13 protein-coding genes are annotated in these 16849 nt (G+C 53.6%); 12 read left to right on the forward strand and 1 reads right to left on the reverse strand.

The genetic code is table 11. The features are described 5' to 3' along the window. The 6 genes from KDC22_RS06850 to KDC22_RS06875 all read left to right on the forward strand — a co-directional run bounded on the left by KDC22_RS06850 (position 1) and on the right by KDC22_RS06875 (position 6798). Positions 1 to 1023 carry an LLM class flavin-dependent oxidoreductase gene (locus KDC22_RS06850; RefSeq protein ID WP_211722483.1) on the forward strand — a complete coding sequence of 341 codons (1023 nt, stop codon included), beginning with the start codon at positions 1 to 3 and terminating at the stop codon, positions 1021 to 1023. Next, positions 1023 to 2222 (forward strand): amidohydrolase, encoded by a 1200-nt coding sequence (locus tag KDC22_RS06855; RefSeq protein WP_211722484.1) that lies wholly within the window; start codon positions 1023 to 1025, stop codon positions 2220 to 2222. Before KDC22_RS06850 ends, KDC22_RS06855 begins: the two co-directional genes overlap by 1 nt. Next, positions 2188 to 3369 (forward strand): N-methyl-L-tryptophan oxidase, encoded by a 1182-nt coding sequence (solA, locus tag KDC22_RS06860; protein WP_343222031.1) that lies wholly within the window; start codon positions 2188 to 2190, stop codon positions 3367 to 3369. Before KDC22_RS06855 ends, solA begins: the two co-directional genes overlap by 35 nt. A gap of 261 nt (positions 3370 to 3630) precedes the next feature. After that, entirely contained in the window at positions 3631 to 4122 is a 492-nt protein-coding gene (locus KDC22_RS06865; protein WP_173130745.1) for a DinB family protein, read from the forward strand. Between the two features lie 79 nt (positions 4123 to 4201). After that, positions 4202 to 5539, forward strand: a complete 1338-nt coding sequence (locus tag KDC22_RS06870) for an LLM class flavin-dependent oxidoreductase (protein WP_211722485.1) — start codon at positions 4202 to 4204, stop codon at positions 5537 to 5539. Then, on the forward strand, positions 5536 to 6798 hold the full coding sequence (locus tag KDC22_RS06875) for a M20 metallopeptidase family protein (RefSeq protein ID WP_246553340.1): 1263 nt from the start codon (positions 5536 to 5538) through the stop codon (positions 6796 to 6798). Before KDC22_RS06870 ends, KDC22_RS06875 begins: the two co-directional genes overlap by 4 nt. Before the next feature lie 76 nt (positions 6799 to 6874). Here KDC22_RS06875 and KDC22_RS06880 read toward each other — a convergent pair whose 3' ends face one another. Continuing rightward, a complete protein-coding gene (locus tag KDC22_RS06880; protein ID WP_211722486.1) occupies positions 6875 to 7879 on the reverse strand; it encodes a LacI family DNA-binding transcriptional regulator in 1005 nt (334 codons plus the stop codon). A gap of 263 nt (positions 7880 to 8142) precedes the next feature. On the opposite strand from KDC22_RS06880, the gene KDC22_RS06885 reads away from it, so the two are divergent. The 6 genes from KDC22_RS06885 to KDC22_RS06910 all read left to right on the forward strand — a co-directional run bounded on the left by KDC22_RS06885 (position 8143) and on the right by KDC22_RS06910 (position 16844). Then, entirely contained in the window at positions 8143 to 9897 is a 1755-nt protein-coding gene (locus KDC22_RS06885; RefSeq protein ID WP_246553342.1) for a cache domain-containing sensor histidine kinase, read from the forward strand. A gap of 3 nt (positions 9898 to 9900) precedes the next feature. Further along, positions 9901 to 11526 (forward strand): helix-turn-helix domain-containing protein, encoded by a 1626-nt coding sequence (locus tag KDC22_RS06890; protein WP_211722487.1) that lies wholly within the window; start codon positions 9901 to 9903, stop codon positions 11524 to 11526. A 75-nt stretch (positions 11527 to 11601) separates the two neighbouring features. Next, on the forward strand, positions 11602 to 12531 hold the full coding sequence (locus KDC22_RS06895) for an ABC transporter permease (RefSeq protein ID WP_211722488.1): 930 nt from the start codon (positions 11602 to 11604) through the stop codon (positions 12529 to 12531). 12 nt (positions 12532 to 12543) lie between these two features. Next, positions 12544 to 13422: a carbohydrate ABC transporter permease gene (locus tag KDC22_RS06900; RefSeq protein ID WP_211722489.1), complete on the forward strand. Its 879-nt coding sequence runs from the start codon at positions 12544 to 12546 to the stop codon at positions 13420 to 13422. Positions 13423 to 13505: 83 nt separating this feature from the next. Next, the gene (locus tag KDC22_RS06905) at positions 13506 to 15080 is read left to right on the forward strand and encodes an ABC transporter substrate-binding protein (protein ID WP_211722490.1); all 1575 of its coding nucleotides are present in this window, start codon (positions 13506 to 13508) and stop codon (positions 15078 to 15080) included. 24 nt (positions 15081 to 15104) lie between these two features. Continuing rightward, positions 15105 to 16844 (forward strand): glycoside hydrolase family 66 protein, encoded by a 1740-nt coding sequence (locus KDC22_RS06910; RefSeq protein ID WP_211722491.1) that lies wholly within the window; start codon positions 15105 to 15107, stop codon positions 16842 to 16844. The last annotated feature ends 5 nt before the right edge of the window (positions 16845 to 16849 follow it).

The following is a 16849-nucleotide window of genomic DNA, read 5'->3' on the forward strand; positions in this document are numbered from 1 at the left end:
ATGGCAATTACAATCAGCGTATTGGACCAAAGCCCGATCTATCCCGGGGAGACGCCGGAAGAGGCTTTTCAGCATACGATCGAGCTGGCGCAGCTATCTGAGCGGCTGGGCTTCCGCCGGTTCTGGGTATCCGAGCATCATGATTCCGAGCAGGTGGCGGGTTCTTCGCCCGAGGTGCTGATCTCTCATCTGCTCGCCAGGACGGAGCACATCCGTATCGGCTCGGGCGGAATTATGCTTCAGCACTATAGTCCTTACAAGGTGGCGGAGAACTTCAACGTGCTGGCTTCGCTGGCACCGGGACGGGTGGACCTTGGCGTCGGCCGCGCTCCCGGCGGATTGCCGCGCAGCACACAGGCCTTGCAGCAGGGAGGCGGCGAAGCCTCTTCGCTGACGGACAAGATTGTGGAGCTGGACCAATATGTCCATAACCGGCTGGAGGCGCATCATCCGCTCACCGGGCTGAAGGCAGGCCCGCTGCCGGGAACGCCGCCGCAGCTGTATGTGCTTGGCGCGAGTGTCGCCAGCGCCGGGATTGCGGCGGAACTTGGACTGTCGTATGTATTCTCTTTGTTCATCGGCGGCGATCAGGCCGTGGCCCTGGACGCGGTGCGGACGTACCGCAGCGCCTTCAACACGAGCGGCGGGAAGCAGCCGCAGGTCATTATCGCGCTGGCTGTTATCGTGGCGGATACGGAGGAGGAGGCCGGGGAGCTTGCGGGAGCGCAGAAGCTGATCCGCATCCGCTTCGCCAGCGGCAAGACGCTGACGCTGGCCAGCCGGGAACAGGCGGAGGAGTTCACCCGCCAGAGTGAAGAATCCTATACGCTGGAGGAGCGGGAACCTGAGATTACCAAGGGAACGAAGGAGAGCGTCCGTGAGCAGCTGCTGGCATTAGCCGAAGCCTCCGGGGTAGAGGAGTTCATCGTCACGACGAATGTGCAGCCCTTCGGCAAGCGGCAGCGTTCCTTCGAGCTGCTCAGCGAAGCACTGGCTGAAGTGCCGGCGGAGGCATCCCGCTAATGACAAATTCAGCCACGGAAGCTGCGGCACAGGAAGTACAGGCGTTATCTTTCAAGGAGCGGCTGGCCCAGATCCGCCGTCATCTGCACCGGCATCCTGAACTCTCCAATGAAGAAGTTGAAACTACAAGATATATCACCTCACTGCTCAAGCAGGCAGAGGTGAAGATAGTGGATTACGGGCTGAAGACCGGAGTGATTGCCGAGATCGGCGGCTTGCAGGACGGTCCGGTGATTGCCCTGCGGGCGGATATTGATGCTCTGCCGATTCAGGAAGAGACCGGACTGCCTTATGCTTCACAGGCTCCCGGCAGAAGCCATGCCTGCGGTCATGACTTCCATACGGCGGCGCTGCTTGGGGCGGTCTATCAGTTGAAGGAGCAGGAGGACAACCTCAAGGGAACGGTCCGCTTTTTGTTCCAGCCTGCCGAGGAGAAGGCGCAAGGCGCGCAGCAGATCATCGCTGCCGGAGGGCTGGAGAAGGTCCGCGCTGTCATCGGGATGCACAATAAGCCCGATCTGCCGGTAGGGACCATCGGCATTAAGGAAGGCCCGCTGATGGCAGCCGCTGACGGATTCAGAGTGGAGATCCGCGGGTTCGGAACCCATGCGGCGGTGCCGGAAGCCGGGATAGATCCTATCGTGGCAGCCTCGCATATCGTAACGGCGCTGCAATCCGTCGTCAGCCGCAATGTGAGCAGCCTGAGCAGTGCTGTCATCAGTGTTACGCAGATTCACAGCGGGAACTCGTGGAATATCATCCCGGAGAAGGCGGTGCTGGAAGGGACGATCCGTTCCTTCGATGAAGCGGTACGCGCCAGGGTGCTGAGGCGGTTCGAAGAAGTGGTATTGGGTGTTGCAGCCGCCTTGGGGGCCGAGGCCAGCGTGCGCTGGATTGGCGGACCTCCGCCGGTCATCAATGATCCGCTGCTGGCCCGGCTGGGAGAAGAAACGGCTGCGAATCTGGGTTATACCTCCGTGAAGCCGGTGCCCTCACCGGCCGGGGAGGATTTCGCCTTCTATCAGCAGGAGATTCCCGGTTTGTTTGTCTTCACCGGCACAGCGGGGAGACAGGAATGGCATCACCCGGCGTTCGATCTGGACGAAGCGGCGCTGCCTGTAGGCGCCGGGTTCTTCAGCGGTCTGGCGGTACGTGTACTTGAGCATCTCTCGGCTGAAGGGGGTACAGATCATCGCTGACACTCCCATATATGATGTGATTATTGTCGGCGCAGGCTCAATGGGGATGAGCACGGGCTATCATCTGGCCCGGCGCGGTGTGAAGACGCTGCTGATGGATGCTTTTGATCCGCCGCATACCGAAGGAAGCCATCACGGGGATACCCGGCTGATCCGGCATGCCTACAGCGGTGACCCGGCTTATATTGACCTGGCACTCCGTGCCCAGGTGTTGTGGGAAGAGGCCGAAGCGGAGAGTGACCTGGAGCTGCTTGTCCCTTCGGGCGTGCTCAATCTGGCGGACAGCGGCGTGTATTCCTTCTCCGGCCGCCTGGCGGAAGCGCACAAGCGGAAGGTCCGTGCCGAGCAATTGGATGCGGAGGAGATCCGCCGCCGCTGGCCGGCCCTGAACCTTCCGGAATCCTTCGAAGCGATGTATGAGCCGGATGCCGGTTACCTCTACAGCGAGCGCTGCATTACCGCCTACCGGCAGCTTGCGCTGGCTCACGGTGCGGAGCTGCTGACGAATACACCCGTGCAGCATGTGACCGCCCGTGAAGGGAGTGTCACCGTTCACACGAAGCACGGCGATTATCACGGAGCGGCTGCTGTTCTCAGCGCCGGTGCCTGGTTCAGTTCATTGTCCTCCTTCATCAGCCTGCCGATTAAGGCGGTCCGCAAGGTAGTGGGCTGGTTTGGGAGTACGCCGGACTTCGATGCCGGGAGGTTCCCCGGCTTCACGCTCGGTTCAGAGGAAGGCGGGTTCTACGGCTTCCCAGGTATTGGCGGAGCAGGGCTGAAGATCGGCCGCCATGACATAGGCGAGGAGTGGAAGCCCGGCGAACCGCTGGCACCGTTCGGCAGTCTGGAGAGCGATGAAGGCGACCTTCGCCGCGTGCTGGAAGCCTATATGCCCGGAGCAGCCGGGCGGCTGCTGAAGGGCTCCGTCTGCAAATATGAGCATACGCCGGATGAAGATTTCATTATTGACCGCCACCCGGCTTACCGCCACGTGCTGCTGGCAGGAGGCTTTTCGGGACATGGCTTCAAATTCTCCAGCGTGGTCGGAGAGATCCTTGCGGATCTGGCTGTGCAGGGACATACCAGGCAGAATATAGCTCCGTTTGCATTGTCACGCTTCAATAGCAGCGCATCCGATTTGAGATAGTAGTGTAACACACCTCAATTCAGGGATAGTTGTAAAATGTACACTTAAAAACAGCAAAAAGACGTACGTGCAACGTATAAGTGTAGCCTGTACAACTATATTTGCCCGAATGGTTGAAAATCAGAAGCAAAAAACTTTTAATTGTACGAACTACAATTAAACAGATAATGGGTTGTAAATCAGACGTTTTAGATGTACAAAGTGCAATTAAACATAGTGACCTGAACAACGGTAATTAAAACCTATACTGGGGGAATAGCAATGAGCAGCGTGGAGCTAACGGAGTACTTGAATACGCACGGGCAATTAGTGCAGGCGCTGGAAGGCTTATCCGATGAGCTGCTGAAGTGGAAGGCGGAGCCGTCAAGCTGGAGCGTAACCGAGGTGCTGGCGCACCTGGCTGATCACAGTATCGTGGTATCCTTCCGCATCCGTGACATTCTGGCAGATACGAAGGTACAGCTCCCGGCGTTCCAGCAGGATGCCTGGGTCAGCGGACAGCACAGTAATCAGGGCCGGGCGGCTGACAGCCTGGAGCTGTTCCGCAGCCTGCTGCATTACAACAGTCTCCTGCTGGGAAGGTTGAGCGATGCAGAATGGGAGAAAAGCGGGATTAACCCTAAGGGAGAGAGTGTGCGGATTGCCGATATCGTCCGCAGCTTCACCGCTCATGTCCAGAACCATCTGGCCCAGATCGAACGGATCAAGCGCGGAGCGGAGGCGGGTGTATCTACGCAGCAAGCAGCACTATGAACCTGCAGTAAACCTGCTATAAGGCTGCTCTGAACAGCCGCAAGTGAACGGTAATACACCATCTTGAGGAGGAATGATCATGACTACACCGAGACAATTGAAGCTGGGAGCACTGCTGCACGGCGTGGGGGGAAGCACCTCCATGTGGCGTCATCCCGATGCGAAGCCTGATGCCAGTGTGAATTTTGAGTTATACAAGGAATGGGTACGCAAGGCGGAGGAAGGTAAGCTGGATCTGATCTTCATTGCAGATGGTCTGTTTATTAATGAGAAATCCATTCCTCATTTCCTGAACCGCTTCGAGCCGCTGACGATTCTTAGTGCGCTGGCAGCAGTCAGCAGCCGGATCGGTCTGGTCGGCACCTTGTCCACTTCCTACAGTGAGCCGTTCACAGTGGCCCGGCAATTCGGCTCGCTGGATGTCATCAGCGGCGGACGGGCCGGCTGGAATGTGGTAACCTCACCGCTTGAAGGCTCTGCGCTCAATTACAGCAAGCAGGAGCACCCGGACCATGGCAAGCGTTACCGCATCGCCGCTGAATATCTGGAGGTGGCACGCGGGCTGTGGGATTCCTGGGAGGACGATGCCTTTGTCCGCAATAAGGAGACGGGCGTCTTCTTCGATCCGCAGAAAATGCACACGCTGGATCACCAAGGTGAGTTCTTCTCGGTGAAGGGTCCGCTGAATATCGCCCGCTCGAAGCAGGGACAGCCGGTTATTTTCCAGGCAGGCTCCTCCGAGGTCGGCAAGAATTATGCTTCAAGCGTAGCGGACGCCATCTTCACGGGTCATGACTCGCTGGAGTCTGCCCAGGCGTTCTATAAGGATGTGAAGACCCGGGTAGCTTCATTCGGTCGCAATCCCGAGGAAGTGCTGATCTTTCCGGGCATCGCACCGATACTGGGGGCTACCACAGAGGAGGCAGAACGCAAATACCAGGAGGTTGCCGGTCTGGTGACGATAGAGAATGCGCTGAACTACCTGGGCCGGTTCTTCGAGCATCATGATTTCTCCCAGTATCCGCTGGATGAGCCGTTCCCGGATGTCGGCGACCTGGGCCGAAACAGCTTCCAGAGCGGCACGGACAAAATCAAAAAGGATGCCAAAGAGCAGGGCCTGACCCTGCGGCAGGTTGCCCTGCAATCGGCAACGCCGCGCAGCAGCTTCATCGGGACGCCGGAGCAGGTGGCCGATCAGCTTCAGGCCTGGTTCGAGGGCGGAGCTGCCGACGGCTTCATGCTGGCCGCCGCCGTACCGGATGGTCTGGAGGAATTCGTGGATCAGGTCGTTCCGATTCTCCAGGAGCGCGGGCTGTTCCGCACCGAATACGAAAGCGATACCCTGCGGGGGAACCTTGGGCTGCCGGTACCGGAGAACCGTTATTCCAAGGCTTCTGAACCGGCCGGGCAAGTGTGACACAAGCACGGTCAGGTGCAGAGAGTCTGAACCCGGATCTTGAAGCCATGATGAAGTATGCTGGCGGGCTGGAGGCAGAGCTGATTGCGATCCGCCGTGATCTGCACAGCCACCCGGAGCTGCTCTACGATGTGGCCCGCACTTCCGGCAAGGTTGCTGCGCACCTGGAGTTATGGGGAATTGAGGTGCGGCGGAATGTGGGCCGGCATTTCGGGATGGGAGTTACCGGGACGCTCCGGGGAACGGCAGGGAGCGGGCCGGTGATTCTGCTGCGGGCGGATATGGACGCGCTGCCGATTAGTGAGCTGAATGAGCTGGACTATAAGTCCAGGAATCCCGGCGTAATGCATGCCTGCGGACATGATGCCCATACGGCGATGCTGCTCGGGGCCGCGCAGACACTAGCGGCATTCCGGCATCAGCTGAGCGGCACGGTGATCTTCGTCTTTCAGCCGGCGGAGGAAGGCGCAAGCCGCAGTCCGCTGGACGGGCGCCTGCTCTCCGGCGGCAGGGATATGATCGAAGACGGCATTCTGGAAGGGGTGGACCAGTGTTATGCGCTGCATGTGATGCCGGAGCTTGCCATTGGAACGCTGGGTATACATCCCCGGTATGCCATGGCGGCCTCCAGCCATTTCACCGTGACATTCCAGGGCACCGCCGGACATCACAGCGCACCGCATGAAGCGGTAGACGCTATCCAGATGGCGGCACGGTTTGTTACCGAGGTGAACGGGCTGATGGCGAGTGGGATTAATCCGTCGGAAGCAGCGGTGCTGTCCTTCGGGACATTGCGGGCCGGTACGGCGATCAATGTCATTGCTGAGCACAGTGAGCTGACCGGCACCTTCAGGGCTTTCTCGAAATCAACCGTCAGCCGGATTACGGAAGGGCTGAAGCGTCACGCGGCAGCGATTGCTGAAGCCTATGGCGGCAGCAGCAGCCTGGAGCTACGCGAAGGTATCGCTGTGGTGAACGATGCCCTCTCAGTTCAGCAGATGCTTGTGGCAGCGCGCAAAGTGCTGGGAGATGAGCAGGCGTATCTGCTGGAGCAGCCGAGCCTGGCCGGGGAAGATTTCGGCTGGTATCTCGATCAGGTGCCTGGAGCGTTTGCCTTTATCGGCTGTGGCAATGCGGAACAGGGAAATACACATGCGCTCCACCAGCCCCTGTTCAACATTGATGAGGCCGTGCTGGTACATGGCGCCAGAGTATTGGTGAGGCTTGCTGCACAGGACTATAAAGCGGAAATAGTATAGAAAAGGTTGTTCCCCGGCCAGTAATGGCACCGGGAACAACCTTTTGTGTTCAGGAAGAACAGTTATGCGTCCCTGTTCACGTAATTGCCCGGACCGTTTGTCTTTCCACAATGGAGTGGGTGCAGATTTGACTCTCCGCAGGCTCCCCCGTTTCAATCATGCCGATCAGCTTCTCGGAAGCGAGCATTCCAATGTCATACAGCGGCTGGCGCACCGTAGTCAATGGCGGATTGGCCATCCGGGCTAACCGGAGATCATCGTATCCCATGATGGAGATATCTTCAGGGACATTCATTCCATGCTTCGTAACGACCGACAGGGCACCAATCGCCATTTCGTCACTGGCTGCGAAGACAGCAGTAGCCTCGGGCGTTCTCCGTAATAAGGCTTCCATGGCTCTGCAGCCGCTGTCGTATGAAAAGTCTCCATATACGAGATAACGGCTGTCGAAGGCGATGCCGTGTGCTTCCAGCGCTTTGCGGTATCCTTCGACCCGTGGAGTTCCGGCGATGGGATCTCCCTTGGTTCCGCTGATCATGCCGATGCTGCGGTGGCCTTTGGTGATCAGATAATGGACAGCGTCATAGGCCGCCTGATAATCATCGACCTTCACATAAGGGACATTGGCATAATCCGTTCGGGAAGAGACCAGCACCACTGGAACGTTCATGCTCTCCAGCATGTCATAATACTCTTGCTTAAGCACTTCACTGGAAAAAATAATTCCGTCAACCTGCTTCTCGCGCAGAAGCTGCAGATACTTCAGCGTACGTTTGCCGTCCTGATCGGTGTTACAGACTATCACACTGTAATTGTGCTCATGGACGAATTCGCTGATCCCGTGGAGCAGATCGGAGGAGAAGCTGCTCGACACATCAGGAAATAAGACGCCGATGGTCTGGGTGCGTTTGTTAATCAGTCCGCGGGCGATTGCGTTCGGCTGATATTTAAGCTCTTTGATGGTCTGATCTACCTTTTGCTTCGTTTTATCTGAATATCCGCCTAAGTTATGCAGAACCCGTGAGACAGTGGCAATGGATACGTTTGCCTTTTGAGCAACATCTTTAATTGTGGGCTTCATGGACTCTCCTACCTGCCGTTTAGCAGTAAACGTTTACTGAAAATATAAGTCCTTGCTTTTTCTTTGTCAATTGAAATTAATATTCCGGGGGAATTGAGCATTGACAAGGAAAAATAAACAGGATACCTTTTAGGTGAACGTTTACGTTAACGTATGAAATTACACTTAAAGAGTTGCTCTTTGCACGTTTGAGTAAACGTTTACTCAAACGTGGTAGTATCCCTGCGGTGACTCTATCTTATGTTCTGGTGTAGAAAGGATACATGATGAAGAACAGGAAAAACTCACTGGGTGTGCGACTGATTCAGCTGTCTGCTGCAATAACGATTCCGCTCCTCGCCGTTCTTTTTGCCGGGGGATATTATGCCAAGGGAATTGTACTCGATCAGGTATCCAGATCCTATCAGAATCTGGTCAACTCCAATCTTAAGATGATGGAGAGCAGCCTGAATGACATTACGATTAATCTGGTCGATATTGTCGATCATGATGTGAATTTTCTTCAATTGAATCAGCCGGGGCTGACAGAGTCCGAATATTATTTTGCCCGCATGGGGATTATGCAGAGAAATCAGGCCTACCAGGCCTACTACCATAGCGTGGACATGTTCTATCTCTACTCCGGAGTTACTGATACTCTGACACTATCCAATGTACTGGGAACGACAGAGGATGATATGGACCAGATAAGGGATTGGATCACGGCTAAGGTTCAGAATGAAGATCATCTGGAGTCGCTCCAGTACAAATGGACGATCGTTAAAATTGCCGGAGAGTACTATTTAAACCGGACCGTCAGCAATAATCTGGGCAATACCGCTTGTATTGGCGCTCTGATCCGAATCGACTCTATGCGTTCACCGCTGGGCAATCTGAACCTGCAATCGGGCGGTGATGTGCTGATTGTGGATAATGAAGGGAATATCTTAACCCGTCCTTCCGCATCCATGGGCTACGACTTCAAGCTGCCGGGTGAGAAGATGAATCTGAATTCTTCCTTTTCGTTTACGCATGACGGCCTGAAGTGGTTTGTAGTGTCCAGCCAGTCCTCCGCCCTGGGAATCAATCTGTCTGTGGTCATCCCCGCTTCCGAGCTGCTCCAGGGACTCAATACCTTCCAGACGATTATTAATGTCCTGCCTTTTATTATTTTGCTCATTTTACTGGTTTACTTATATTATTTCCGCCGTATGGTTATCCGTCCGATTCTGGATTTGCTGAGCGGCATCCACCGGATTCGCAACGGCGCCATGGAAACCAAGCTTCCCGGTTCTAACCTCGTGGAGTTCCAGGCGCTGAATCAGGCCTTTAATAACATGGTTGTGGAAATTCAAGATCTGAGAATTGATATCTACGAGGAACGGATAAATGCGCAAAAGGCAGAAATGAAGCACTTGCAAATGCAAATTAATCCGCACTTCTTCTTGAATACGCTCAATATTATTTTTCAGCTTGCCGATCTGAAGCGTTTCGAATTGGTCAAAAAGACCGTACGGCATCTCGTGCAGTATTTCCGCTTTATGCTTCAGGTCAAGGATAACCGCATTACATTGGGCCAAGAGCTGGAACATCTCCGCAATTACCTTGAAATTCAAAAGATGCGCTACCAGCAGTCGTTTGAGTTTCAGATCACCATAGCCGAAGAGCTTAGCTGCGCCTCCATACCCTCCTTGATCGTACAGCCCTTTGTAGAAAATGCCATGCTTCACGGCATAAGTCTGAAGGCTGAGATCTTTCATCTGGAGATTTCGGCGGGTCTCTCAGAAGAAGCGGCCGATACCATGATTATTGAAATCTCGGATAACGGAAAAGGCAGCAGTGCAGAGAAGCTGCAGGAGCTGAATTCACCGGATTACAACCCGGCCACAGATGAAGGGCATATCGGGATCTGGAATGTGAAGCAAAGGCTGGCAATGATCTATCCGGGGAGAGCCGGAATTCACTTCAGCGGTAATCAGCCGTCCGGATTTCGTGTGCGGCTTAGCCTGCCTATTGAATATATAGAAGGAGAACTTTGAGAGATGCGATTATTGATTGTAGATGATGAACAATTCGCTGTGGAGGGGCTGCTCTACTGCTGCGACTGGAAGGCGTATGGGATTGAAGAGGTGTTGACGGCAAACAGGGCCGACAAGGCCAGGGAGCTGCTGAATAACGACAGAATAGAATTGCTGATTTGCGATATTGAGATGCCGGATGAAGACGGACTTTCACTGGTTGGCTGGGTGAGGGAGCATTCTCCCTGGACGGAGTCGATCTTTCTGACCTGCCATTCCGAATTCTCCTATGCCAAGAAAGCCGTTAACCTCGGTAGCTTTGATTACTTGCTGAAGCCGGTTGACACGGATGAGCTGTTGTCTGCCGTATCGGGGATGATGGCGGCTATCCGCGAGAAGGAAGAGTATGCGTCCTACAACCGAATGTATCATAAGTATCTGAATCTGTGGCAACAGGAAAAGCCGAAGCGGGTAGAACGTTTCTGGCAGGATTTGCTGTCCCGCAGCATTCTGTCGTTCGGGGATTTTTTTGACCGGGAGCTGGCGGGTGCGGGAGTAGGATTAACGCCTGATGATCAGGTGCTCCCGATTCTGATCAGTATTGAGGAGTGGTCCAAACCGCTCAGCCCGCGTGATCAGGAAATCATGGAATATGCGGTGAAGAAAGCGGCGAAGGAATGTTTCACAGCAGAGCATCCGGGGGAGGCCGTCACCGATAAAAGCGGGGTGCTGTTCATTCTGCTGTATGCCGGAGGTGTAGAGGGGGAACATGCAGCTAAGAAGGTTAGCCTTCAGCAGCTCACGGCCATAGGTAAACGTTTCATCCAAGCTTGCCAGGAGTTGTTCTACAGCATTGTAACCTGCTATGTCGGTTCATTCAAACCCCTTCAGGAGCTGCCGGGAATGTGTGAAAGTCTAAAGACCATGGAGCGTGACAATATTTCCCGGACCCAATCCGTGCTCTTATACTTACCGCAGGACCAGATGTTGTCCGCTAATTCTAATTCGGAGGATATCCTGCTGGGTGATCTGATCTCTTATATGCTGAACGGCAAACGGGAGTCCGCTGTGCAGTTCATTCATCATCTGACAGCGAAGCTGGAGGCCAATCCTTGCTTTCAGGGAAGACATCTGGACGCCCTGCATCAGGATACCCTGCAGATTATATATCACTTCCTGCAGGTCAGAGGAATCAATGCGGGAAGCATCGCCCTGTTTACAGATTGGACAACCGCCCGGATACGAGGACTGCTTCAATACAGGCATTGGGCGGAAGGGATCGTGTCGGCAGTCATGGAAGCGGAATTCGAGCGGCAGGAGAAGGGCGGAATGATTGAGCGGTCCATCCGCTACATCCGGCAGCATGTGGAGGAAGAGATCTCCAGGGCCAGTGTCGCTGATTATGTGGGCTTGAACCCGGCTTACCTCTCCAGGCTGTTCAAGAAAGAGACCGGCCAGAACCTGATTGATTTCCTGATTTCGGTGAAGCTGGACCGCACCCGCGAGCTTTTGGACACCACGGATATGCCGGTCAGCGCGATCGCGCAGCAGGTAGGCTACAGCAATTTCTCCCATTTCACCAAAATGTTCCGCAAGCAGTTCGACGTCAATCCCCAGGAATACCGCAAGGTCACAAAACGAATAGACTAAGGTTACAAAAACGGCAGAGCAGCTGCAGGCAACTCCTTATAATGAAGCCATAACCCAATAAGAAGGTGTGGAACTATGGCTTCGGAAACCAGCTCAAAATGGAAAAGCATATGGAAGTACAGGGCCTTGGCCGTGCTGGCATTGCCCGGTGTGCTGCTGATGCTGATCAATAACTACCTGCCCATGTTCGGTATTTTCCTGGCCTTCAAGGACCTGAATTATACGGCAGGAATCTGGGGCAGCAAATGGATCGGACTGGATAACTTCAAGTTTCTGTTTGCTTCGAACGACGCTTGGCTGATCATCAGGAATACCTTACTGTACAACCTTAGCTTCCTGATCATCAATACGATACTCGCTGTGATGCTGGCACTGCTCCTTAACGAGGTCAAAAATAAATTCGCCTCCAAGTTCTTTCAGAGCACAGTAATCCTGCCCAATTTCATCTCCATGGTCATTGTCGGCTACATCGTGTATGGATTTCTCAATCCGGAGCTGGGCTTCATCAACAAATTCATTCTGGAGCCCTTCGGGATCGATCCCAGGAACTGGTATGCGGAAGCAGAGCATTGGCCTTACATCCTGACCCTTGTTAACACCTGGAAGGGTGTGGGTTACTCGGCCGTTGTCTATCTGGCAGCCATTGTCGGCATAGACTCTGAATATTATGAAGCGGCCGTCATTGACGGGGCCACACGCTGGAAGCAAATGACGAAAATTACGATTCCGCTGATTGCTCCGATCATCATCATCATGACACTGCTGGCGATCGGCCGGATATTTAACGCTGACTTCGGTCTGTTCTATCAGGCTACTATGGCCTCCGGCATGATCAAAGAGACAACGGATGTTATCGATACCTATGTCTACAGGGCGTTAATGGTTACCGGTGATACGGGACTTGCCTCCTCGGCAGGGCTGCTGCAATCGGTGGTTGGCTTTACACTTGTCATTACCGTCAACCTGGCCGTCCGTAAATTCAGCAAAGAAAATGCTTTGTTCTAGAAGGAGAACATCATGGAGAAAAAACGAACGAATCCCTTTATCCTTATTGTCCTGTCCTTGTTCAGCCTTGCCTGCCTGATTCCGTTCTGGCTTATATTTATGATCTCGGTCGCCGACGAAGACTGGGTAACGGCGAATGGATACAGCTTCTGGCCAGGTAAATTCAGTCTTGTCGCTTATCAGTATCTGTTTGAAGATGCCGGAAAAATATTGCGGGCTTACGGTGTGTCTGCCTCAGTAACGCTCATTGGAGTTGCCGTCAGCCTGTTTGTGACTTCGGCCATGGCTTATGCATTATCGCGGAAAGAGTTTCCCCTCAGAGGTGCTCTTAGCTTCTACATTCTGATCACGATGCTGTTCTCAGGCGGCTTGCTGCCCTGGTATCTGGTCTACACCCGGTTCCTGCATGTTCAGGATACGCTGATGGCGCTTATCATTCCGGGTCTGATCGGCGGCTTCAATGTGATCATCATGCGGACCTTCTTCACGAACAGCATACCGCCTTCCCTGATTGATTCCTCTCAGATCGACGGGGCAGGTGAATTCCGGACCTACTTCAGCATTATTCTGCCGCTGTCCTTGCCCGTAATGGCCACCATCGGGTTATTCACCACTGTATCCTACTGGAACGACTGGTTTACAAGCCTGGTCTTCATCCAGAATGAGAAGCTGTTCTCGCTGCAATATCTTTTGACCAAAACCTTAATGAACGCTTCGTTCCTGCAGACGATTGCCAATAAGGCTTACAGTTCAACCGCACAGGTCACAACGCCGCTTGAATCCATCCGGATGGCGATGGCGATGATTGCCATTGGACCGCTGGTGCTGGTATTCCCGTTCCTGCAAAAGTATTTCGTCAAAGGCCTTACCGTAGGCGCTGTGAAGGGCTGATCCCGGTAAACGGCCGGATTAGTATAGGCAAGTTCAGAAGGAAGAGGCAATAATACAGAAGAATTCCAGGGAGGTCTATTATTATGAAGTGGTTGAAAAAAAGTTCTGTTGTATTGTCATCGCTTGTGCTGACTTCAGCTCTAGTAACCGGCTGCGGCGGGAATAATGCTGCCAATTCACCGGCGGGCACAGCCCAGCCTGGAGGCGCGGCCAGCTCCGGATTGAAGCCTTACGAAGTGGTAATGGTATTCCCCGATGCGCCGCAAAACGATAGTCAGCGGGTACAGGATGCGATGAATGATTATCTGGCAAAGGCCTATCCGGAAATGAACATGACGGTCAAGCTGAATCCTATCGACTGGGGCGCGTGGAGTGATAAAACGAACCTGATGATGGCCTCCGGCGACAAAATGGACCTGCTGTTTACGGCGGATTGGCTCGGGTTCCAGCAACAGGTGACCAAAGGGGGCTTGCTGCCGCTGGATGAGTTGCTCGCTAAATACGGCCCGGACATCGAAGCTGTAGAGAAGGACTATCATGGGCCGGCTAAGCGCGGCGGCAAGCTGTACGGTATTCATACCCACCAGGAGCTGGGAGGTGCGCAAGGGGTCTACTTGAACAAAGAGCTTGTAGATAAGTATAACTTTGATCTGACTGGACTGAAGTCCGGTAAAGTCGAGGAGCTGGAGCCGATGCTCCAGACCATCAAGGAGAACGAACCGGGGATTACGCCGCTGGTCGCACCGAGCTTTCCTCTCGAAGCGTACTATTCATCCACGAATTTGGATTCTATTGTGAGTATTGCAGCGATTAACACCGTGGGAACAGCGGCAGATGATTATACAGTCATCAATTCCTACACGACTCCGCGGTATATGGAGCTTGCCAAGCTTACCAACAAATGGTACAAGGCAGGGTACATTAACAAGGATGCACTGACACCTGGTCTGGACGCCTGGAAGAAGATTCAAGCGGGGAAAGGCTTCGCCTTTGTCTCTGATATGGATATTATCGCGGATATGGAGATCGGCACAGCAGCCGTATCACCCAATGGTTCGATTAAAGCAGGCCGTGAGATGCTGCAGGTTCCGCTTAATATTGACCGTTTGCAGACAGGCAAGATGACAGCAACCATGTATGCGATTGCAAAAAGCTCCGGTGATCCGGAACGTGCCATGATGCTGCTTAACCTGTTCTATAAGGACAAGGAATTGCTGACCCTGTTCAACTTCGGGATTGAAGGAACCCATTATGTGCTCAAAGACGGGCAAATTACGCTGCCGGAAGGCAAAACGACAGATAATGTCGGCTACTACCATGATATTATGTGGCAGCTCGGGAATCAAATGATCAACTATACCCGTGTAGGCGAAGATCCGAATAAATATAAGAACTACGAGAAGTTCAACGAACAGGTGTCTTCTAATCCTTCGCGGATCTTTGGATTTGTCTTCGATCCGGAGCCGGTAAAAAATGAATTGATCTCGATCGACAACGCCAACAAAACCTTTGTTGACGGTCTGAAGTCCGGCCAGCTCGATCCGGAGGAGTCGCTTCCTAAAATGCTGGACAAACAAAAAGCGGCGGGAGCAGACAAAGTACTCGCGGAGGTGCAAAAGCAGCTGGATGCCTGGCTCGCTGAAAACGGAAAGAAATAAGCGGAATAACTAAGCTCAATTTACATGGAATGGAGTATTCATATGGACAATGGCGTATTGACGCATATAGATATCTATCCCGATCAGGCCCAGTACAAAACCGGTCAATCCGGCAGCGTGATCATTGAAGTAGAAACCCGGGAGAAAGTAGTTCTGGAGCTGGTTGTCGGCTTCTATAAGCTGGAGCAGCAGGTTGCTGAAGAAAGACTTGGTATCCGTACGGAACCAGGCGTGAGACAAAGAGTATCCGTTCCCTTGTTCACTGAAGCTACAGAGTGGGCAGGTTACGGGGTCAAGGCTACAGTGCTGTGCAATGAAGCTGTAGTGTCAACCGCCTACACCTCCTACGATATTGCCGACCATTGGAGCCGGGCGCCACGGTATGGATTTCTAAGCGATTTCCGGAGTGAAGAATCAGGAGACACGCGTGACGTTGACAGCATGAACAAATTCCACTTAAATGTCATACAGTTCTATGACTGGATGTACCGGCATGATGAGCTGGTTCCGGCAGAGGATGAATTTACCGATCCGATGGGCCGGACGATGTCCTATAAGGTAGTCCGTGAAAAAGTCGCAGCTGTACACGATAAAGGGATGGCCGCCATGGCCTATGGAGCGGTATATGCAAGTCTTAAGGATTTCTTGCAGGCGCGTCCGGAATGGGGACTGTATAACCGCCAGGGAGATCCGTTTCACTTAATAGATCTGTTCTATATTATGGACATTACCCCGGATTCACCTTGGACCGATCATATTGTTGAACAGTTCCGTCAGGCCGTACAGGCCGGATTCGACGGAATTCATATGGACCAATACGGCTTTCCCAAGAAAGCTGTGCGCCGGATCGCCGGAAAAGAAGAGCTGGTCGATTTGGCGGAATGTTATCCGGCACTGATTAACCGGACCCAGGCGGCCGTGAAGGAAATCAAGGCAGAGGCCGGGGTTATCTTCAATAATGTGGGTAATTATCCTATACACAAGACGGCCTCGGCGGATCAGGAGGCGCTTTATATTGAAGTGTGGCCGCCGGTAGTCCGGTTGCGGGAGCTTAAAGGACTGATTGATCATGCGCGTTCACTCGACCCGCACAAGCCGGTGATCCTCTCCGCCTATCTGCCCTCCTTCTACCCGGAAGCCGGACATGACAAGGAATGGGCGGAGAACGGGGCGCTGCTGACGATGGCCTCCATATTCGCCAGCGGGGGATATCACCTCTTGCTGGGTGAGGATCATGGAATGCTGACGATGCCCTACTATCCCGATTATGCAGTGATGCGGCCTGAATTTGCCATTGAGGTCAGACGCTACTATGATTTCATCGTGCGTTTTGGAGTGCTGATACATGATGCTCAATTGGAGGATGTGTCTTATACCTATACCGCCGGGGTTAACACCGAGATTACCTTTGAGGGCCATGTGCCTTTTGCCCCGAACGGAGATATTGACTCTGTCTGGACGATCATTAAGCGCAAGCCGGGCTATCAGATCCTGCAGCTGATTAACCTTGCCGGGCTTGAAGATGACTATTGGGAGCATGGCAAGAAACAGCGGCCGGAAGCTCAAAATGATGTGGTGTGCACGCTGCTGATCGAACAGCCGATTGAATGCATCTACACGGCCAGCCCGGATGATCAGGCCCAGGAAGTGATTGTTCTGGATTACGAGGTGGTTCCTCACGGGCAAGGGCTTGCGGCCAGATTCACTTTGCCGTCCCTGCGCATCTGGTCCATGGTTGTAGTTAAATTTAGCTTACAGGAGTGAATGGG

The sequence above is a fragment of the Paenibacillus tritici genome, assembly GCF_018207515.1.
Classification (GTDB): domain Bacteria; phylum Bacillota; class Bacilli; order Paenibacillales; family Paenibacillaceae; genus Paenibacillus_AQ; species Paenibacillus_AQ tritici.